Source organism: Bacillus cereus group sp. MYBKT14-1 (assembly GCF_051915185.1).
Taxonomy (GTDB): Bacteria; Bacillota; Bacilli; order Bacillales; family Bacillaceae_G; genus Bacillus_A; species Bacillus_A cereus.
The window spans coordinates 76,020-98,275 of record NZ_JBQAEF010000011.1; the positions used below are offsets into that span (position 1 = coordinate 76,020).

The following is a 22,256-nucleotide window of genomic DNA, read 5'->3' on the forward strand; positions in this document are numbered from 1 at the left end:
TTGTAAATCAAATGATATTTTAGGATATTAAAATTACATGTAGTTTATTACTTAAAATACCCCATATTTATATGGGGTATTTTAAGTAAGGGGGGAGTTAATTATGGAGAGTTGTCCTATGTTCGATCTTGTAAAAACTAATAATTTATCACCTGAAATTTTAGGAACTGAAATGGGTAAGTTAGTTAGAGAGTTATTTATTTTAATACCAGAACAAGTGAATATTTCAGTCTATGGAAGCTTTAAACACGTTACAAATAAATATGAATTGCAAATAGCGTTTTTGAAAGGGATATTTAATCTTACAGAAAAAAGTATGTTAGAACAAGATCCTTTTAGCATTTGTAATAGCACTGGAATTAAATTTGTAGAAGAATTTGCAAAAACACCTTATTCTTATACTGCAAAAATTTCTTTATTTAATGAAAAAGAAAGTATAGAAGTTGTTACATATAAAAATGATATAGGAAAAATACTTATTTCAGAAATTAATGGGTTTCATTTTAACATATCAGAAAATAATCCAACTATTTTAGTAAGGAATAAAAATAGTTGTAAATTTCTCGCTTTTATAACATCCTTATGCAGTGATTATGAAATTAATATTATAAAAATTCAAAGTTCTTCTCAAAAGATAAATAATATTATGGTCATTGAATTAGATAAGTTACCATCGTTTAAAGTAATTGAGAGGATTAATAATAATCCTTATGTATATAAGACTATAATTATAAATTGAACTTACTTACAAAATATAACTTAAATAACTAATAAGCTATCCTTCCTATGATTCTAATGAAGAAATTCAATTCCATAGTGATGGTACAGAAAGTGAAAATGGAAAAATTATTTTTTATCTATGGAATTTTAGAGAGGGTAGAACAAGTACAGAAGCCAATCCTAGCTATGGATATGGAGAAAAAAGAACATATAATGTAGAACGAACAGTTAAAGATAGTAGAGGAAAAGAAGGTAAAGAACAAATAAAAGTTAATGTAAAAAAGACTCGCAAACAGGTGGATTGCTTGAAGAAGAGAAGATACTCAGGTTTAATAAGCTTGGAAAAGGAAATATGATTAGTCCTAATCAAACAGATGTTTAAACGTTTGATGTTACAGTTCCAAAAGAAGTAGATATCTCCGTGGTAAATAAAATATTGGAATGACATGGGTGTTTTATCATGAATAAAACATGCAAAATTACTTAGCTTGTGGTGAATATGAAGGAAATACTATAAAGGGAAATATCATTTGAATGTGTATAAATTTGATGGTAAAAATGGTGGATATTGATTATTAGTAAAATGAATTTATTTATAACATGTATACTACAGTTTTTTTGTAGGAGGGGCCTGTCACTATAGGCTCCTCTTACTTTGTTATTTATACATTAGAACCATCTTAATAAAAAACAAATATCCGCTTTAATAAATCTAATATTCAACGTGGAGAATCCAAGTGCTTATAAAGAATACTGAGCTAACTGTTCACCCCAAGAAGATAATTTTGTTTCAATAAATCCTGCTTTTTTATATACAAATTTAGCTGTAAGGTTTTCAGGAGCATATCCAATCATTATTATAGAAATGTTTGTATTATTATTTCTTCTTATCTCATCAATTACCAGATATATAGCTTGTTTACCTATACCTTTCCCTTGAAATTTTTCATCAATCATAAGTCTATAAATCCAATAATTATTATCATCACGATCTATTCCAAACATAGTAAATCCTATCATTTTTTCATCAAAATAAATACCGTACGCATAGAAATTATCTAGAAATTGAACTTCTGCGATAGAATAAAGGTTGGATGCAATAAATGTTTGCTGTTCTTCTTTAACAGACAGTCTAATTGCTTCTTCCCAATTACTTTTGTCAATAGGCTTTAAATAAATTTTCTTCAATTTGATACTCTCCTTCTAATATTGAAGAGGAACCACGTAGTTTATGGGCTAGTGAAACGTTATCCTCTTGTTTTTTTGCCCAATCAAATAAAAATATTTTCTCATCGACATCGCCTCCTTAAAAATGCAATTTAAAATACATTATTATATTCAATATAATTATATTTTTCCCTCTATAGTTTATTGTCATCCAACGGTCCCTTAATCGATTTTTCAATTCCAGAAGATGTTTTTTCTTTATAAATAGAAAAAATCTTGATGTGATTTAAGTTATATGAAAAGCTATATATTTAAAATAGGAGGGGTAATACCGTTAAGAAGATCCCAAGCACTTAATCCAAAAGAATATTCGAAATGCGGATAATCAACTATGGTAGTAAAGCGTCCACCCCAAGTTAGACCAAGTTGTTCCCCTATATACCCCATTTGCTTGAATTTTTTGATGTTATTCCAAGGTATAGAATTATTTTCATAAGGTGCAGCATCAAAGGCTAATCCCCAATTATGATATGATTCCCCGCCTCGAGCGTTTGTAACCTTTTCACCCGGTTTCCACCTGCCTAAAGAAAATAACCTATCTTGTTCACTCCAACTCCTAAACACTGAATATATTCGAACATCTAAGCCATTAGTTTTTGTTAATTGAAGAAATTCTTTAGCTAACATCTCCACATATGGATGTAAGGATTGTAAATGATTAGAGCTAGTATAAAATTCAGATTGAGAATTGGGATTAAATAATTTGTGGCGTGTTCTCGGTGTAATATCTCCAGAAGGGTATAAATTTTGCTCTTTTTGGTATTCTTGTGTGGCTTGGGTAGTTGATAAACCGAATACTCCATCAAGTTGTCCAAAATAAAACCCTATAGATTGTAGCTTCTTTTGTATTAATATTACGTTCTCAAATAATGATTTCCATGTGTTAACTTCTACTATCCCATTAGGCTTTAATTTAGTTTTCTCTTGGAAAATTTTTGTGCATTTATGTGTTTTTTCATCAAAAAAGCCGGTAATAGCAAGTTTCTCGTAGCTTACTCCCAAACCAATTAAATTTAATTGGAGTACGGTTACGTAGTAGCCTGTGGAACCTAATTTAAGAATGGGTAAATTCTCCATATTTCACCCCTTGATTTTAGAATACTGTTACTTATTATAGTTAAATTGAACTTTAATATGACAGGTACTAATCGTAAAAAATAAAATCAATTTTATTAAAGTTACTATATTTGAATGTTCGTAAGTGTTTTTTCTACTCATAAAATATAGATTTTAAAGGAGTAATTCTAAAAAATCTCTTTATAAATCAACTGAAATTTTCAAATTATAACTTTCTTTGTAATAGACAAATAGAAATATGAATTACATAAAATTATCTTTGTAAATAAGGTTATTTGACTTTTATAGTATGTAATAAAAATATAACTAGATTAACCTTTTGGATTGAAGGAGATTTTGGTTAGATTAGCAGGAAGTGGTCAAGTAAAAGTAGAGTAGTCCATACTTATTTTTAAAAAAATCTAGAGAATCTTTAAAGAAAATAGGCAATTATATGATTTCAAAAAATAGAGTTGAGCATAATATCATGGATAAAGGGCCTTTTTATTTTTTTATATACTAGAGTTTTAATATAAATAGGATTTATCGAGAGGAGAGGTGAATTTGTATAATTCTTATCCATATTCTTCAGGAGGTTATAAACCACCATATCCTGTAGCAGGAGTGAGTGATGAAGGTCAGGAAGATTTTTATCGGCAACCAAGTGGAAAGATATTTGCAAAAATATATGAAAAAGATACAGAAAGTCCGATTAAGGGTGTCAAAGTATCTATTTATAAAATGACAGAGGAAGGACGTATTTTATCTTCCCGCCAAAGTGATATTATTACTTTGTATACGAATGAATTCGGTGAAACTGATACAGTTGCTTTACCTACCCCATCTAAAGAGAACGCTTTAGATCCTTTAGGCTCTAAACCATATTCAGAATATGCTATATCTATTGAGGCTGCAGGTTATGCGCCTTTAATACTGAGGGGGACACAAATTTTTGCTGATGTTACAGCCGTTCAAAAAATGGAGCTTATACCTGTTAGTGGAACAGAAGGACGGGATTCTGTTGAAATAATTGATATTCCGGAACATACATTAATCGGACAATATCCTCAGCAAGAATCACAACAGGAACTACAACAAGAACATAAGGAACAACAAGAGTCAAGACAAAACTTAGATGTGGATGTTGTATTACCGGAATTTGTTATCGTTCATGATGGTCATCCGAATACGCCTGCTCCAAGATACAAGCTAAGGTTTAAAGATTATATTAAAAATGTGCTTGCTTCTGAAGTATATCCAACATGGAAGAAAGATGCATTGATAGCCAATGCACTTTGTGTCATTTCCTATACATTAAACCGGATTTATACAAATTACTATAAAGATAAAGGATTTACAATCACAGGTATTACACAGTTTGATCATAAATATACTCATGGCAGAAATACTTTTGAAGAAACTGATGATGTGGTAGAAGAAGTATTTAAACAATACATTGCAAAGCCTGGTGAAAACGCACCGCTTTTTGCGCAATATCGTGCTGGTAAAAAGCAACCATGTCCATTCGCAAGTCGACCAGGGATGCTTTATCAATGGGGGACAGCATGCCTTGCAGAACGAGGGATGAATTATATGGAGATTTTAAAATATTATTATAAAAATGTAGAAATCCGTTTAGCTGACTTTATACAAGTAACCAAATCATTCCCAGGTTATAATATAAAGGAAGGAGATCAAAAAGGACCTGTTCGCACTATTCAGAAATACTTATTTCAAATAAGAAAAAAATATTCAAATATCCCTGAAATAATAATAAGCGGCACGTTTGATTCAAATACAGTAAATGCAGTCAAAATTTTTCAAAGGAATTTTCAAATTCCTGATAATGGAATTGTAGATGAGCTAACTTGGAATAAGCTAAATGATATATATGTATATGTGACAAATCTTCCTGGGTTTTACCCGATTTTGCAGAATGGTAGTCAAGGAGAAAGTGTAAAAATGATACAGAGTTTATTGAAAAGGTATGGTTTTTACACAGGGGAAATAGATGGATTTTTTGGACTTGGAACTGAAAAATCAGTAAAGGAATTTCAAAAAATTAAAAGTTTTACTGTAACAGGAGTAGTGCGTAAAGAACTATGGAGATTACTTGAAGAATTACAATATACTGCAGGTACCACAAGGGATTTGAAATATAATCCCATTCCAGTACAGACAAATACACGTGCAAATATTAAAACATACACACCTTCTCAACATACAAACCAATTGTTTATTAACCCTTCCTCTACACCTTCTATAACAAATTCCTCTACATCTCATTACCCACAATCATTCTATAATCAAAATGGATACTATCCTAATTATTAATCATGGAAAGCAATAAAAACATAAAGGAGTGATTACAATGAATTGTTATAGAGGGAGGGCGAATAGTTTTGATTGATTATCACTCTTATCCATGGGATACAGGAAAGCAGTTATGTTATCAACCAAATATATTTTTGAATAATCAACAATTTTTTTATGATACTCAGGATACTTTTCGGGCATCAAGCGGTAAGTTAATTGTGTCTGTTTATGAAATGAATACAGATAAACCAATTAAGGGTGCAAAGGTATTCATTCGTAAGCAAGATGAGAGTAGTCAAGTTATTACCACACTTCAAACAAATGATATTGGTTTAACAAGTGTCGTTTCTTTATCAGCTCCCCCTAAAGAATATGCTTCAGATCCTTCGGGCCCTAAACCTTATTCAGAATATATCCTTACAATTGAAGCACCTAATTATGGTGTGAAAATAGTTAGAGGTGTACAAATCTTTGCGGGGACTACAGCTAAACAAAGAGTAGAAATGATTCCTATAAATCGAACAGGAGAGCTGCAATCAATAGAAATTATTGATGTACCTCACCATAAATTAACTAAACAGCATTTAGAAAGACAACTTCAGCAGTACTCTATGTATTCTTCAGATATTCCATTGCATGCATATAATCTACAAATACCACAATATATTATAGTTCATGATGGGAATCCTTATGAAAATGCTCCAAGATACAAAGTGGATTTTAAGGAATATATAAAAAATGTTAGCGCTTCGGAATTATACCCAAATTGGTCGAAAGAAGCTTTAAAGGCAAATGTCATTTGTATAACTTCATTTGTATTGAATCGTATATATAAAGAACATTATTTTGAAAGAGGGTTTACAATTAGTAGTTCTTCTTTGTTTGATCAATCTTTTAATTATGGTAGAAATACGTTCTTAGAAATAGATGATGTAGTTGATGAGATTTTTAATCAATACATTGCAAAACCTTATAGTATTGAACCGATGTTAATTGTATATAGTAGTGGGGTAAGAGATTATTCAAATGAATACTTCTGTAGATGGGGCAGTAAATATCTTGCTGATCAAGGTATCGATTATATAGGTATTTTAAAAAGCTATTATCCATTTGCTCAAATTTATTTTTTGTAGTTTATTATAAATATGGATTATTTTTTTGGGGTGTATGAAATAATTAATAAGAAATGGCACATAGATTCTATGGCAATTAAAGAATTATAAATAATTAATAATCGTAAAATAGCTCCAACTATAGATATAATTTTATCTCCACTTCATGTTTCATAAAATTTCTTCTTTAGTAGGGGGATTTTAAGTTATCTGCTATATTAGTTTGAATAAAAAATAAAAAGAGGCACATTATAAATATAATGTGCCTCTTTTTATTTAGAAACATTTTAAAGTTAAAGTTTTTTAGTTAACAATAAATTTTTGCACTTTTGCATCATAGCTTTGTGCAACAGGAGTAAGATAATTATGACAAGAAAAAAACATATAATCATTATTCATGGAAGATCTACAAAACCACAACAATCTATAAAGCAAACTTTAGTTAATAACGCTCTAATAAATGGAATCCAGCGAATAAATAAAAAAATGGCAAAAGCAATTGAAGTTGGTGATGTAAAAGTAACCGTTGTATACTATGGTGATATTTTAAACCAGATATTGGTGGAAAATAGACCGGAATTAAAAAAAGAACTCGTTTGGATTCCAGATAATTGGTATGTTCCAGATAATACTTACAATAAACCCTTACAAAAGCTAATAAAACGACCTCTTGAAAAGCACACAAAAGAAGATTATGATCGATTAATTGAAAAACAAGAAATTATAAAATTTGGTGATGATTTAGCTACAATTGCGAGCCCCTTCTTATCTTTAATTGGAATAACTCAAAAAGTAATAAATAAACTCCTTCCAGATTTAGGTTCTTATCTAACTAGCAGGGTAGTAGGCTCGCAAATTCGTGAACGTTTGCAACCAATTTTAAGGGAATCTTTATTAGCAAATGATGATATTGCTTTAATATCACATAGCATGGGATGTATGGTTTCTTATGACGTTTTATGGAAGTTTTCAAGGATGAGTGAATATAAAGATTTATGGGAGAAAAAAATTTCATTGTGGATGACATTAGGTAATCCATTAGGCGAGCCTGCAGTGAAAAAAAGTCTCTATGATTCAAACGAACCAAATGATGGAATGTACCCAACTAACATTTTAAATTGGATTAATATACGAGCTGTAGATGATTTTGTAGCACATGATGGTGACATAAAGGATGATTTTCATCAAATGCTTGAGAGGAATCTTATTAGAAGTATTATAGATGAGCCTGAAATCTACACATTTTGGGTAGATGAGAAAGGGAAATGTAACCCCCATAAATTATATGGATATTTGAATCATCCTGCTGTATCAGAAAAAATACTTAATTGGTTACAAAGTTAATTGTATAAACCTATTTTATAAATTGCTATAAAATATTTATTATAAGGGCCTAAAATTAGTTCAAGCCAACTAAACAATTAGCTCTTGTAAATAAAATTTATTTTTAAATACAAATAATTTACGGAACGAGTAGCTTACTCCTTTCATTTCCTTTTCTTTAAACTTAGTCTCCATAATGTTATAACTAAGAAAGAAATGTTAGTACAAAAATTTAAACAAAAAGGCATACCTTTAGGTGTGCCTTTTTGTAGTTAAGCTTTTATGCTTAGTTTTGAACTAAATAGAACTGAGCCGACACTGTATAGCACAATACTTGATTCCGGATATATTCGATCTTTCACACAAGGTAGTACTATAAAACTCCAGCCGAACGATATTTAAAATCTCTATAAATTGTAAGAGAACTTAACTAAATAACTGTAAGATGAATGAATCAATAAAAAAAATTTTTAACTAATACTGAAATGCTATTGTCGCATACTGAATTAGATGTAGAACTTTTCAAAGTGTAGAAAAGAACTATTTATCATTATTTTTATTAATATACAAATAAAACTTTATTCAAATTAATATATATTCGTATCTTAATATAAATTGTGTATATGAATTTAATAAAAACTTATAGATAGATTTTTTTCAGAATAAAATTCTCTTATTTAATTCATAATATAAAAGGTAATTTAAATCGTATAATTGGGAGGATTGAATTTGTCAAATAATGAAGCGCTAGATCATTGTGTGCAAATGAACTTAAATGATAATCAATTAATTGAAGCATCTCGTTTAGCAATTCAAGAAAATCCGGATAATGCGCCCGACTCTTATGGAGTACCAAAGGAAGCCATTGATAATAATGAAATGGCTTTAATAACAGCAAAAAAATGGAAGAGTGGCCGAACTCTACGTGTACGTTTTCTTGATGGGAACACAGTAATACAAGAAAAAGTTAAAAAATATGCTAATGAATGGAGCAGATATGCCAATATTAAATTTTTATTTGGTGATGATTCAAATGCAGAAATACGTATTACATTTCGACATAAGGGATTCTGGTCTTATGTAGGCACTGATAATCTAGGAATTCCTATAAATCAACCTACTATGAGCTTAACCGGTTTAACACCTGCAAGCTCAGAATCACAAATTTCTCGTGTTGTTTTGCATGAATTTGGTCATTGTATAGGTATATCACATGAACAAGCTAGTCCAGGAGCAAATATACCTTGGGACAAACCAGCTGTATATCGATATTATGCAGAGAATAGTGGTTGGTCTAAAGAAATGGTTGACCAGAATGTATTAGCTAAACTCAATCCACAAGGAGTTTCATTTACACCACACGATTCTAAATCTATTATGCAATATCCTGTGCCCAATGAATTAACTATCGGTGATTTTGAAATTGGTTGGAATACTTCTTTATCAGAAATAGATAAAATTTTTATAGGGAAGATGTATCCTTTATAAATTGAGCAATTTTTAGAGAAATATATAGTTACTAAGAGAATGTATCTCAAATTACTATATAAACTCTATTTTAAGTATGAAAACCAGGTTAATAATCATTTAATTTCGATATAGAAAGGATTAGATTTTGTGCCTAAAACAGTTAAAGTATGCATTGATAAAATATCACCTAATTTTTCTAAAGAAATAAGTCTTATTGATCAGTATAAGTGGGTACCAGGCCAAACAATAAATGTGTGTTTTTTAGAGGGTCTTCCTGAAGTGAAAGAAAAAGTCAAAAAACATGCAAAAAGATGGGAAGAATTTGCAAATATAAAATTGGAATTTGGAAATAATCCTGACGCAGAAATACGTATAGCATTTGACATGAATGACGGTAGTTGGTCGTATATTGGAACCTCCTGTAAGGAAGTGGATAAGAAGGAGCCAACAATGAACTATGGTTGGCTTCAACCAGACACTCCTGAAGTTGAATACTCAAGAGTGGTATTACATGAATTTGGACATGCCCTGGGGTGTATTCACGAGCATCAAAATCCGAGTGCGAAAATTCCTTGGGATAAAAAAGCTGTATATAAGTATTATATGGGCCCACCAAATAACTGGTCAAAAGAAGATGTTGATAACAATATATTTAATCGATACGATAAAAATATAACGAGTTTCACAGAATTTGATCCAACATCAATAATGCTCTATACGATACCCAATGAGCACACAATTGGAGATTTTGAAGTCATTGGAGGAGTAACATTTTCGGAAAAAGATAAGCAATTTATTCAACAAATGTACCCTTTCTAATTTCTAAATATTTTTGAAGTGAGCTACTACTATTATTATAAGAAAATTAAACAGTATTAGAAAAGATACTCATATTCATACAAATGGTATTAAAAAATGTATATTTGGGAGGACTAACTACATGTCTAATATGCAATTCGAAAATGATTTAATTTTCAATCAGAAATTAATGTCTTTACAACAACAAAATGCTCTGAATCGCTTTATTGAACGCTCAAACAAACGTGAACATCTCAAGAGTGAATTACAGCATAAAAATCCATTGGAAGTAAGCAAACCAGAACGGGCTTCTTTTCGAAAAGCAATTATTAACCCACGGGATGGCTTAGCATTAGAGCGCATTATTGAAGGAAATGATTTATTTCCTATCTCTTACTTTGAAGCAGGACTTAAAGCTGCTAAGTCTGTTTGTAGAATTGAGGTTCGCGATCGTATTGGAAGGGTTCGCGGACATGGTACAGGTTTTCTTGTGTCTCCATCTTTACTCCTTACAAATAATCATGTTTTAGCAGATGAAGATGCTGCGCTTTTTAGTCTTGCACAATTCAATTATGAGTTGGGGTTAGATTTAAAAGAAAGAGAAATTAAAAATTTTCGTTTAGCGCCAAATCGTTTTTTTATAACAGATGAGAAACTTGATTTTACATTAGTTGCAGTAGAAGAAACATCTGCTGACGAAGCGAAATTAAGTGATTTTGATTTTTTACCGCTTTTACCGCATAAAGGAAAGATATTAGTTGGTGAGCACGTATCAATAATTCAGCATCCTTCAGGTGCACCTAAGATGGTAGCGAATAGAGAGAATAAAGTTCAAGATATATTTGATGATTTTATTCATTATGAAACGGATACACAGCCAGGTTCATCTGGATCAGCTGTATTTAATGATGAATGGATGGTTATTGCACTTCATCATTCAGGAGTTCCTGATCCAAAAGATAGTACAAAATATATAGCAAACGAAGGAATACGAATTAGTAGTATTGTACAGTTTGTTATGAATCAGTCTCAAAATCTAAGTGATGATAAGAAGAAATTACTTGACGATTTTTCAAAATCGTGGGAATTAGTTGAAAACACAACTGGAGAATTAATTTCTGAGGAGTTACCTTTAGAGTGGCACAAATACTCGACAGGTCATGATACTAAATTTTTAGGTGATAATTATGAAGTTTCACATCCTAAATTACGTCCCGATCTTGAATCAGATATAGCGCTTCTCAAGAATGGAGAAAGAATATTAAACTATACACATTTTTCGATTGTTATGAGTAAAAAACGCCGTTTAGCTTACTATACTGTAGTTAATATTGATGGGGATAATTTGAAAAATGTGGGCCGTGAAGATGACTGGAATTTTGACCCTCGTATTGATAAAAAATATCAGTGCGGTGATGAACTATATATAGATAATGATCTTGATAGAGGACATCTTGTTCGTAGAAGGGATCCTGTGTGGGGAAATTCTGCAGAAGAAGCAAACAAAGATACTTTCTATTTTACAAATGCCTCACCACAACATAAAAAATTAAATCAAGAGACATGGTTGGGTCTTGAGGATTATATCTTGAAAAATGCTAAAAACTTTAACCTTAAAGTAACAGTGTTTACTGGACCAGTATTCCGAAGTGATGATTTGATTTATCGAGGAGTACAAATACCAGCAGAGTTTTGGAAGGTAGTTGTAATAGTTAAGCAAGATGGTAATTTATCTGCTACAGCTTATTTACAATCGCAAAAAAATTTAATAGATAATCTGGAATTTGCATATGGCGAATATAAAACATATCAAGTAGCCGTTTCGAAAATTGAAAACTTAACAGGTCTTGATTTCGGTGAGTTAAGAAATCATGATCCACTTAATCAAATAGAATCGACAAATGGTCATATTATTGAAACGTATGAAGATATAAACTTTTAAATTAAAGAATACACTAATCAATTACAAGGAGCATGTTTTTGAAAGATATGTTGAAATATGCTCCTTCTACTCCTTTTTGTTTTGCTAACTATTCCTAAGTCTATTGGTAAATTTGTAGAGAAAATTGGTGACCTTGAAAAGAAAGGAAGGCACTAGAAGCAGCTGCAAAGAATACAAAACATGAATGGAATATTTTGTTTGTACGAAAGGGATAAATGATTGTTGCATTTATTAATCCCGATTTATTTGATTTAAAAATTTACTTCTATACAGATGGTGAAAAGGGGATAACTCCGATTTTCCCAAGTTTATATTAAATTCACATTTAACGTAAACAACAATTGTAGGAATCTAAAATTTTCATTTATCTAATCTAGAGAGAGTTTTTATATACCAATTAAAGTAGAATTTTAACTATTTATTTTTTATATAATAAAATTAAATATATAATGAATAATGTGTGACATTTAAAACCACTAAACTCTAGCAGGGAGAATAATAAAAGTTCAGCAATGTTGTATTGCTGAACTTTTATTATTTATTCTTTCCTATTCTTCCTAAGCTATCTTTGATAGTTGTTTCTCCAAGCTGTGTATATAATAAGGCCGTATCCTGGCTGGTATGTCCAAGTTGTTGCATCACTTGTAACGAGTCTTTTTCTTCCATATATAACTTATTTGCTAATGTATGTCTTAATTTATGAGGAGACATTTTTTTGCCAAAGGCTTTAGTATATTTTTCTACTATATCTTGGATAGCCCTAACAGAAAGAGGCTGTGCAGTATGTTTATACTTAGATAAGAATACATTTTGTAATTCTTTTCCTGGAGCATATTTGTTATTTCTAATCTCCATATATTTTTCAAGATCATTTAATGCAATTGGGGTAATCCAAACGGAATCTTCTTTGTTTCCTTTTCGGATTACATCAATTAGTCTTTCCTTTAAGTTTATATCTTCCATGCGGAGATCGGCCAATTCACTTACACGAATACCACTACCAAGGAAGAGGGATAGGATAGCTACATCACGCTCCTTATCTCTTAGGAAATAGAATAATTGATGTTTTGTTAAAGATTTTTCATGTTCGTACTTAACATAATTCAGAAATTCTTGATCATCATCATTATGGAATATTTTAGATCTCATACGTTTTGCACGAGCATTTAATGTTTCTTTATCTTTATGTATTTCAATTTTAGCCATTACATTTCTATAAAAATAGCATTCTCCATCCTCGTCCTCTGATAGGGAGGTGAGGTACTTAAATAAAGACTTTAAGGCCGAAATTTTTCTGTTAACAGAGGAATTTTGCATGTTTTGTTGTAGTTTTAGAAACCTCATAAAGTTCTCAACATCTTTTTTCTTTAAATTCTCCAAATCAGAGAAGGATATGTCTTTAATGGGCTTAAATTCAATAATTCGTTCAGATAATAGCCAATTAAAGAAGACTCTAAAATCATATACATAATTCAGTAGGGTGGAGGGAGAGGCATCATGCAATTCTTTGTACTCCACAAATTCTTCTATGTAAAAGGGCATCTCATTTAAATTCTCGTATAATTTCTTACGATGTACGGATTTTTGACGTTGTTTGCTGTAATCCATAAAAATCACCTCATATATACTATAACAGAAAATATATACGAACACAAGTTCGCGTTAAATTCAATTTTTACACAAACTTATTTACATAATTAAATTATGAAATACTAAAATATACACAAAATTGAATGATATAGTGTAGTTAGTCAAATGAAAATTATAGCTAACTAAGTGATAAATTTGTATAAGACCATAAAAATTAGTGTAAAAACTACATATAAATGTATGTAAAATAAAACAATTTTTTCATATAAATTCATACAAAAAAATCAATATATGAAAACAGTTTAAAATTAGTTATCTAACATGAATTGGCTAATTTAATCATGATTATGAGGGGTTAATTAGATCAACTTAAGAAAAAATCTTATAAATTAAAATGTAATCTACCATAAAAAATATTAATAACTAACGTAGCATTTTATGATTTTTATATAAAGCATGAATTATATAGACACATACCAATATACAGAGATTCATGCTATCGAGCTCGAAATCCCTAAATACTGTATTAGATTTTTAATTATACATCTTATTGTTCGTAAAATTGGTATTTCGTGCGAACTTGTTGTTTTTTAGAGTAAATAATCATACCCTTCTATTATTAAACTTCATCGGTCCATTTTATAACTTAAGCTCATCACTTAACCTTTTCTAATATTATTCATACGTTAATTTTGAAAAGATTATTATTTGAATCTACACTAATTCTAATAATTCTCTCTTCGTATAAATTCTATTATCTTATATTGATTTTACCTTATCCGAAAGAAGAAACACATTTATATAGTATATTTTAAAATTTTGAAGACAAACAGGATCTCCCATAACTACTTTTATACCTTTTCGTTATTTTTGATGTGCATATATGCTATAGAAAGCGATTAAAATGTAATTAACAACCATCCATAAATAAAAACATCTGCTCACTTATTTTAATTATAAGCAAACGGATGTTTAACAATATATTTATACAAACTTATTATTCATAAATAATATACTCGATTTAAATCTTTCAACAATTTTTCATTAGATGCACTACAACCATGACGTTTATAACTATGATCAAGTTGCGAACCATGCGTATTTTCATCCCAATACATTCTGAAACTTTCGCCATCAACATTTTTCCAAGAAGTTGGTGAGAATCTGTATGTATCTACGAAACCTTACTATTGATACTCTATTAAAATAGGGTCAAAATTAACTTCTCCTGATGTTTCTATACATGCACGGATACACTGAGTGTTGATAAAACAAGGCTTACGCATGCTGTAAAAATTGCAAATAGCATCTTCATATTTAAAAACTCTTTTTTATATCTTTTTATTATTGTAACGATAATAATTTATATACTAGCAACCCTCCATTTTAATATTATTAAGAAACAATATTAAAATGAAAAATATTCACTATACCTTTATTTCATGTATTCTCACCTCATTCATCTAAATAATGCTACAATACTATACTTCTTTCCTCCTACTTTTACTTTATTATCTCAACTTTCATACTGTGGAACCATATATGTCCCTCACCTTTCAGGGTTAATCCTACAGATAGACGTTTTACATCAATAGGGATATCTACAATTATCGAATATTCTTTCCAACTTTCTTTTTCTTTTATTGGCTCACATTCTAATGATTTCATTTCCCATAAATCATTAGGCTTTTCACCCCTTATCCATAAGTCTGCGTACTCCTGAATAGATTTAGTTCTAATCATTCCTGACAATTTAATTCTTTTCCCTAAATATAAATTTTTATTTAGAAAGCAAAATACTACACCATATCCTTCTATCTTTTGTATCGAATGCAAATAATGTACAAATTTATTTATTCCGTTGATATCAAACGTATTATATAAAAAGTAATTACTAGGTGTCTTACCTCCAAGCATCCATTCGGTCAAAAAATTATCATTCATAATCTCTATCCTCCAAATCTATTATACTTACTACTACAATACCATTGACTTCATATATTTTTTTGATTTTTTTTGCTAAAAATCTCCCTTTAAATAAAAGCACATTTTCTGTAAGGGAATAATGTTTATCTATCATTTAATTACTATAAAATAATGTTAGTTATGGTAATAACGTCGTAAATCCTAATCTCCCTAAGATACGCAAGTATCCCGTAGAACTATGAATAATTACATATAAGACAGCAAATGCGTTACGATGAATATTTATAATAAAAAGGTGGAATAACTGATATTTTGTATAAAACATTCATGTATATACTAAAATTAAGATAATCTATTTGATATTAATAAGCACTCAAAATATAATTCAAAATTCCATGCGGCGCCTTGTGGAATAGAGTGAGATGAAGTATATAAATTAGAAGAAAAACAAGCGGCTACGTTATTGAACTAATCTGATAGAAACGGTTCAATTAGAGCTGTTGAAAGACATAGTTGGACGAAAATTATATGTAATAGTAGCAGTAAGATATGTTTATTGGCTGAAAATATTGTTATATCTGCTATTCTATACTCTTTAGTGTTATCTCAAAAATATTGTTAACCATATATATAGACGCTTCTTTACTATGTTCAAACAAACTATCTACTGTTGTAGTGACGTATGAAGCTGTGGACTTCTCCTAAGATCACCCACCACTCTCTGTACTAGTAGGAAGTAATTTGTTTAATTCCTCCTTATGTTAACTAAAATATTTATTGTTTATATTTTTATATTGTTATATAATATTCCATGTCTTTACTTATATGCGATTAAGATATATCGGAATTAGAAAAAGGGATCTTTCGAGATTCCTTTTTCTATTTAAAATAAAAAGCAACGGATTCGCTACCTATCCATATTTCTCGCCTCACAGTGGTTCCTTTATATTATTATATTATATCCTCTCCTTTTAAATTCATTTATTTAGATGTGTAATTGTACGACCACTAACATTTTGAATCGAGGTGACAATCATGAGGAGTTTTGGTTCATTATTGATCTCTACTATCTGTTCGACAATCCTTTTAGTTTGGAATGCCTTTTCTTTCTACACTGGATTCACAGCAGGACATACATACTACTGGGTTAATGGAATCATAGCCTTGGTTTTCCTCCTATTTTTTACCCTAAACATGCGAGATATTATCAAGAAAGACTACAGAACATCAGGAAAATAGAAGTTGATACATATTATAAAAAGACAATAAGGTGAGTAAAATTTGAAACCTCAAACATTTTAACCCGTTCTAAATTTAGGACGGGGTTAAAATGTAGTTGTATAATTTTTAATCTAAGATTTTTGTAATATTAACAACAAAAAAGACGCCTCCCAGATCACGGTAGTGCCTCCGATAATTGCTATAAGCTTGATCAAACTAATTTATCATCACATTATTTATTTCTTTGTTTCCATACCCCATTAGCTTTACGATAAGTATGCTTGTCATCCATGAAATCAGCCGTTTTACCCGGAATACTATATTTCTTATTCTTTTTCTTAGCCTTTTTCTTCAGCCTTTTCTCTTCTTGAATAGCTTGCAAATCCGCCTTCCATTGTTTCAACAAATCCTTTTCACGTCGCATCGAATTTGTACCCCTTGGATTAAAATGTAAACCAAATAATTAAATTCTACCTATTTATATAGATATCCTCTAATTCAATGTACCAAGTTATGTTTTTCTTTTTAAATAGGCTAACAAAATATTAAAATATTCAATATATCGATGGAGGTTTGTCATGGTCAACTTTCATAAAGACTTACCCCTATTAGGGTTCTTTTTGTTTTTATACAGTTTTATTGGAATCATCTTTTTATTACTATTCCTTAGCGTTTAGTAACAATGCAATGCGTATAAATAGTAGCTACATCTTTAGGCTCAATTCTCACCCTTTTGAGAGTTGATCTTTTTATTTATAAGGTTATTCCCTGCAGTCCTGCTTATCCACTTTCCACAGCCCTAAGAACAATCCTTAGCTTTGCATTACACGCCATACTGTTATGCCTCTTAATCCAAATTCAGAAACATTTAATATAAGTGCATTATTATATGTGTTTTCTCCAAACCATCTTAAGGATAATACAGTTTTTTATTTTTTCAATAGTACTTACTAAGTATTTCTGTTAATATTTAATTACCGATATGTGTATCAACCGGCCTGTGCTTCTGTACGGGCTTTTTTTGATGCTTTCACGCTTCGTAATCCCCAGGAACCTGCCTATTAGGTGGGGAATTCTACTAGATTCTCGAATATTAATACAAACAAAGCCTGCCCTATTATCTCTATAAAGACATCATTGCAAACATAATCCCTTATAGCTTCTATAGATTAACAACTTTTTCATAATATTTATCAGAGTTTTTTATATTCATATTTCTGTAACATCTCTATATAAAGTTTTAATATTTTATGTGTTAAACTTAAAACATTCCAAGAAGTCCTTTACTTTTAGAATCGACAATTCTTCAATACCCTTGGTCTTGCCCTGCATCCCCTGCAGGGCTTTTATCATTTAGCTAAGGGTTAATATAGGTAAACTTTTTGTACGTTTCTTCAACCTTATCTGTGCTGTTATTTGCACCTTTAACTCCCCTTCATTTTATATAATTTCATTAATAGTATCGGTAGAATTACATTTTATTAACATTACATTTTTGTTATATTGAGTGATACCTCTACATGTAAGTTATTAGAAATAGCTATGGTATTCGTAAGGATTATTCGATGCCTTACTAAAGAGGCAGAAAAATGTAGAGGTATCAACGATAAACCTTATGTAATTAGTGGAAATAAACAAACTAGTTAAGGAGTAATAACAGCTCAATTAAAAAAATATAGATTCATATTCACTTCAGAATAAGATTTTGAAAACAGAAAAGGATTTGACCTTTAATGTCAAATCCTTTTTATTATTTCGCAGCAAGTTTTCTTTCACTTTTGCAGGAAGTTCGTCCTGCTGCACTTCTTTCTAAGTGGATTTAGTTCTAAATACGGTACATGAAATTACCAATAATAAGAACCCTCCTCAAATAAGAGCATATTACATTTTCTCATTCTGTGAGATTAATCTAATGATAAAATAAAGTACAAGTATCTATTTTAAAGAACTGGAAAACACAATATTCTGGTGCTGTAGTCGTACATAATTCCATTACAGTGTCGATATAAAATAAAGCATTAAAGCTCTGTTCACAATCTAATGATGCAAAAATCATCAAAGATAAACGTCGCCACTTTTTTCATATAACATCTCATTAAATAATACAACCAACAAATCCGTTACATAAAAAAGAGGGGCAAGCGCCCCTCTTAAAATTGAAATCCACCCTCTTTACTATCACCTTTAGCTTTTCCCTTACTTTGAATAGGTTTAAGATGCTTTTTTATATCCCAGCTGTATACTATCTATATTATATGACTTCATAATTTCATAATATCTTGTTTCGTTTGTTGTAGAATTGAAAAATGAATCTCTTCCATCCCTAGTAAGCTGATATTTTCCCTTTTCAGTAAACTCAGCTCGTATTTTATATTTGCCTTCTTCTACCTCAAAATAGTAATGAGCTTGCCCATTTTGTAATCTAGAAACTATTTTTTCCTCAACTATTTCTTCATTTTCATTAATTAAATTTAACTTTATTTCACCTGTTTCTGGTGCAATTGTTTGTTCCTGGGGATCAATCCAACCATCCTCATTTTCATCGAACCAGATATAACCAGAAATAGTCCCTTTCTCTGGATCCCAAACCTTATCCATCTCTTCTGCGAATACTAAATTTTTTGGTAAAAACAATGTGAAAATTAATAATAAAATAGACATACATGTCATACATTTAATTGTTTTCATCGATATCGCCACCCAATCTTATAATATTTAACAAGAATATATAAATATTAATACGATATACAATATACTACAAGACTGGTGTTATTACCCAATGTTTATTATAATTGTAATAACATAAGCGATTTATTAATAAGATAAATATCTAATTTCATGTATTACTAGATAAAAATTAATTCTCGTATGGTAACCCAAACTTTTTCCACTCGAGAAATCCGCCTTTTAAATTAACTACTTCCTTTATACCAGATTTTTGTAAAATGCTAGCTGCTATAGCGGAACGCAAACCAGTTCGACATTGTAAAACTATTGGACAATCTTTCGGTATAGAATCTATCTTCTCAAATAGATTACCTAACGTAATATGTATTGCATCATGAAGGTGTCCTTCCTCCCACTCTTTTTTACTACGCACATCGATAACCTTAACACTTCTATCTTTTATATGCCGATATAATTCAATTGATGTATTTTCCTTGTAACTTTCTAATATATCAAATTTTTTTATTACTTTTAAAGGTACAAAAGCAACAATATTATCTAGCCCGATAGATTCAAAGTCCCTAATGACTTCCTCTATTTTAACCTTTTCCTCATCTAGAATTATTAAAGTCTCTGTTTTATAATCTAGTAACCATCCACACCAAGTTGTGAAAGAATTGTTATACGGTATGTTAATTGATTTCTCAATGTGACCAGAAGCAAAACTCTCTACATCCCTTATATCAACTATTTGCTGAACACTCCTCATAACTTCTTGAAGCTCTTCTACTGTATTAATAGTAGTAATCTTTCTCTTCTTACGAATTGGAGGGCCATACTTATTTAAATGCTTCATTAATGAAAAATACTTTGGAGGCTCTGGCTGTCCCGTCAATAAAGTCGATATAAAATCACTTTCTTCATTACACTGAAATGCCCAATTGAACATCTTTTCATAACCTAATGTAGAAGTTGGAATTGCTCCTAATGCTTTTCCACATGCGCTTCCCGCACCATGTGATGGCCATATTTGTAAATAATCAGGGAGTATTTTTACTTTTTGTATAGAATCAAATAATTGTTTCGCTCCTATTTGTGCAGTATCTTTTATACCAACAGCTGTTTCTAATAAATCAGGCCTTCCTATATCTCCTACAAATATAAAGTCACCTGTGAAAATTCCTATCGGTTTATCATTCGTAAAATTATTTTGACTTGTATCAGTTACTAAAAAAGAGATACTTTCAGGCGTATGCCCTGGGGTGTGAATTACATTAAATTTTATATGACCTACTTTAAACTCTGTACCTTCACTTACTAATTGGTATCGACCTTCATTAAGATATTGATACTTCCAATCACAATCTCCTTCATCAGATATATATAAATTTGCATGATAGAGATTAGAAAGTTCTCTAGACCCAGAAAGAAAATCAGCATGAATATGAGTCTCAGCCGCAGCAATTACTTCCATCCCCTCTTTCTTAGCAAATTCTATATATTGTTCTATATAGCGGCTAGGATCAATAACAATTGCTACGCCTTCTTTCTGACAACCAACTAAATAGGAAGCATGAGCTAATTTTTCATCATAAAAATATTTTAAAAGCATAACTATTCCCTCCGAATACTTATTTCGAATTACTTTTCAATTTTTACAACTACTCTCTATCTTTCCTTACATAATCCCTTTCAACATTAAATTCCAATACATATATGGCAACATATATCTTTTAAGTAAAAACATACTATACCGTTCTTTCGCTTGATTAAATGGAAACGTTTCTTGTGGCTCGTGTTCATAGTTAAATTCAGCGAGTATAAGACTTTTATATCCTGTAACAATCGGACATGATGTATATCCATCATATTTAGCCTGCAAGTCTCTTCCGTTAAGTACGTCCATAATATTTTGTTTTAAGACAGGTATTTGCTTTCGAATTGCCGCTCCAGTTTTAGAGGTAGGTAAATTAGTACAATCTCCAAGTCCAAAAATATTCTTATACTGTACATGCTGCAAAGTATAAGGGCTTATATCTACCCAGCCCTGATGATCACTTATCTCACTTTCTTTAATAAAGTCAGGTGGTCCCATTGGTGGAACAACATGTATTATACTATATGGTACTATTTCTCTTTTCATGGTTTGCATATCTTCAAAAATTGCCTCTCTCTTTTCAGCAATAATTTCTACTAAGTTTTTATTATAGTTCGTTATAATTTGCTTTCTTTCTAGTACTTGTTCTAAAGTATTTGCATATCGTGGAACCTGAAAGATGTTAGTGTTTGCAGAATAAAACATTACTTCACTTCTGTTTCTTACACCAATTTTACAAAAATACTCTTCTGCTAAATACATAATTTTTTGTGGAGCGCCACCGCATTTAATAGGAGTATTGGGGTGGGTAAAAATCGCATTTCCTCCTTTGAATTTTTCGATTTCTCTCCAAGTAGAATCAACATATGTATAAGAATAATTGCTACAAACCCCATTAGTCCCAATAGACTCTTTTAAACCTTTAATACCTTCCCAATTTATTTGTATACCAGCTGCTACAATAAGAATTTCATACTCAAGCAGCATTCCATCATCTAAAAGTATCTTATTTTCTTCCGGAAATAACTTAACAACACTTTTCGGAATCCACGTTGCGCCTTTAGGAATAAATGATTCTTGATCACGCACCGTACTTTCCTTTGAAACAATTCCACCCCCCACTAAACTCCATAGTGGTTGAAAGTAATGTTTTTTTGATGGATCAATAATCGCTATACTTTCTTTAAATAGGGATACATTTCGTAATAAATGTGCAGTAGAAGATAGTCCTGCAGTCCCAGCACCAATTACAATAATTTTATAACTATCTCTAGTCTTCATTTTCCTCTTC

16 protein-coding genes and 1 pseudogene are annotated in these 22,256 nt (G+C 30.5%); 9 read left to right on the forward strand and 8 right to left on the reverse strand.

Translation table 11 applies throughout. The annotated features are described in order from the left end of the window. Positions 1-103: 103 nt before the first annotated feature. Positions 104-739, forward strand: coding sequence for a serine dehydratase (locus ACTFO4_RS22930; RefSeq protein ID WP_326235560.1), 636 nt, complete (start codon positions 104-106; stop codon positions 737-739). Between the two features lie 55 nt (positions 740-794). Further along, a pseudogene (locus ACTFO4_RS22935) lies at positions 795-1,292 on the forward strand (PKD domain-containing protein); the annotation flags it as partial. 169 nt (positions 1,293-1,461) lie between these two features. On the opposite strand, the gene ACTFO4_RS22940 reads toward ACTFO4_RS22935, so the two are convergent. Both ACTFO4_RS22940 and ACTFO4_RS22945 read right to left on the reverse strand, forming a co-directional pair. Continuing rightward, positions 1,462-1,908 (reverse strand): GNAT family N-acetyltransferase, encoded by a 447-nt coding sequence (locus tag ACTFO4_RS22940; RefSeq protein ID WP_440014425.1) that lies wholly within the window; start codon positions 1,906-1,908, stop codon positions 1,462-1,464. A gap of 282 nt (positions 1,909-2,190) precedes the next feature. Next, the gene (locus tag ACTFO4_RS22945) at positions 2,191-3,024 is read right to left on the reverse strand and encodes a peptidoglycan-binding protein (protein WP_168455133.1); all 834 of its coding nucleotides are present in this window, start codon (positions 3,022-3,024) and stop codon (positions 2,191-2,193) included. Positions 3,025-3,567: 543 nt separating this feature from the next. On the opposite strand from ACTFO4_RS22945, the gene ACTFO4_RS22950 reads away from it, so the two are divergent. The 6 genes from ACTFO4_RS22950 (at position 3,568) to ACTFO4_RS22975 (ending at position 11,964) form a co-directional block, all read left to right on the forward strand. Next, a complete protein-coding gene (locus ACTFO4_RS22950; protein WP_440014424.1) occupies positions 3,568-5,337 on the forward strand; it encodes a peptidoglycan-binding protein in 1,770 nt (589 codons plus the stop codon). Positions 5,338-5,405: 68 nt separating this feature from the next. Continuing rightward, positions 5,406-6,452, forward strand: coding sequence for a SpoIID/LytB domain-containing protein (locus ACTFO4_RS22955; protein ID WP_440014423.1), 1,047 nt, complete (start codon positions 5,406-5,408; stop codon positions 6,450-6,452). Between the two features lie 345 nt (positions 6,453-6,797). After that, on the forward strand, positions 6,798-7,775 hold the full coding sequence (locus tag ACTFO4_RS22960) for a hypothetical protein (protein WP_440014422.1): 978 nt from the start codon (positions 6,798-6,800) through the stop codon (positions 7,773-7,775). A 708-nt stretch (positions 7,776-8,483) separates the two neighbouring features. Beyond that, a complete protein-coding gene (locus ACTFO4_RS22965) occupies positions 8,484-9,242 on the forward strand; it encodes a M12 family metallopeptidase (protein ID WP_000069206.1) in 759 nt (252 codons plus the stop codon). A gap of 129 nt (positions 9,243-9,371) precedes the next feature. Continuing rightward, the gene (locus tag ACTFO4_RS22970) at positions 9,372-10,043 is read left to right on the forward strand and encodes a M12 family metallopeptidase (protein ID WP_440014421.1); all 672 of its coding nucleotides are present in this window, start codon (positions 9,372-9,374) and stop codon (positions 10,041-10,043) included. A 121-nt stretch (positions 10,044-10,164) separates the two neighbouring features. Next, positions 10,165-11,964 (forward strand): DNA/RNA non-specific endonuclease, encoded by a 1,800-nt coding sequence (locus ACTFO4_RS22975; protein ID WP_440014420.1) that lies wholly within the window; start codon positions 10,165-10,167, stop codon positions 11,962-11,964. A 534-nt stretch (positions 11,965-12,498) separates the two neighbouring features. Here ACTFO4_RS22975 and xerS read toward each other — a convergent pair. Beyond that, positions 12,499-13,572, reverse strand: a complete 1,074-nt coding sequence (xerS, locus tag ACTFO4_RS22980; protein WP_000386620.1) for a tyrosine recombinase XerS — start codon at positions 13,570-13,572, stop codon at positions 12,499-12,501. Between the two features lie 1,485 nt (positions 13,573-15,057). Continuing rightward, on the reverse strand, positions 15,058-15,498 hold the full coding sequence (locus ACTFO4_RS22985; RefSeq protein WP_000999354.1) for a hypothetical protein: 441 nt from the start codon (positions 15,496-15,498) through the stop codon (positions 15,058-15,060). Between the two features lie 1,017 nt (positions 15,499-16,515). Here ACTFO4_RS22985 and ACTFO4_RS22990 point away from each other — a divergent pair. After that, positions 16,516-16,719 carry a hypothetical protein gene (locus ACTFO4_RS22990; RefSeq protein ID WP_074625306.1) on the forward strand — a complete coding sequence of 68 codons (204 nt, stop codon included), beginning with the start codon at positions 16,516-16,518 and terminating at the stop codon, positions 16,717-16,719. 214 nt (positions 16,720-16,933) lie between these two features. On the opposite strand, the gene ACTFO4_RS22995 is transcribed toward ACTFO4_RS22990, so the two are convergent. The 4 genes from ACTFO4_RS22995 to ACTFO4_RS23010 all read right to left on the reverse strand — a co-directional run bounded on the left by ACTFO4_RS22995 (position 16,934) and on the right by ACTFO4_RS23010 (position 22,246). Continuing rightward, positions 16,934-17,125 (reverse strand): hypothetical protein, encoded by a 192-nt coding sequence (locus tag ACTFO4_RS22995; protein WP_001250592.1) that lies wholly within the window; start codon positions 17,123-17,125, stop codon positions 16,934-16,936. Positions 17,126-18,912: 1,787 nt separating this feature from the next. Continuing rightward, the gene (locus tag ACTFO4_RS23000; protein ID WP_440014419.1) at positions 18,913-19,389 is read right to left on the reverse strand and encodes an SdrD B-like domain-containing protein; all 477 of its coding nucleotides are present in this window, start codon (positions 19,387-19,389) and stop codon (positions 18,913-18,915) included. A gap of 169 nt (positions 19,390-19,558) precedes the next feature. Continuing rightward, positions 19,559-20,980 carry an MBL fold metallo-hydrolase gene (locus ACTFO4_RS23005; RefSeq protein WP_440014418.1) on the reverse strand — a complete coding sequence of 474 codons (1,422 nt, stop codon included), beginning with the start codon at positions 20,978-20,980 and terminating at the stop codon, positions 19,559-19,561. 66 nt (positions 20,981-21,046) lie between these two features. Then, positions 21,047-22,246 (reverse strand): FAD/NAD(P)-binding oxidoreductase, encoded by a 1,200-nt coding sequence (locus tag ACTFO4_RS23010; RefSeq protein ID WP_440014417.1) that lies wholly within the window; start codon positions 22,244-22,246, stop codon positions 21,047-21,049. Positions 22,247-22,256: the final 10 nt, after the last annotated feature.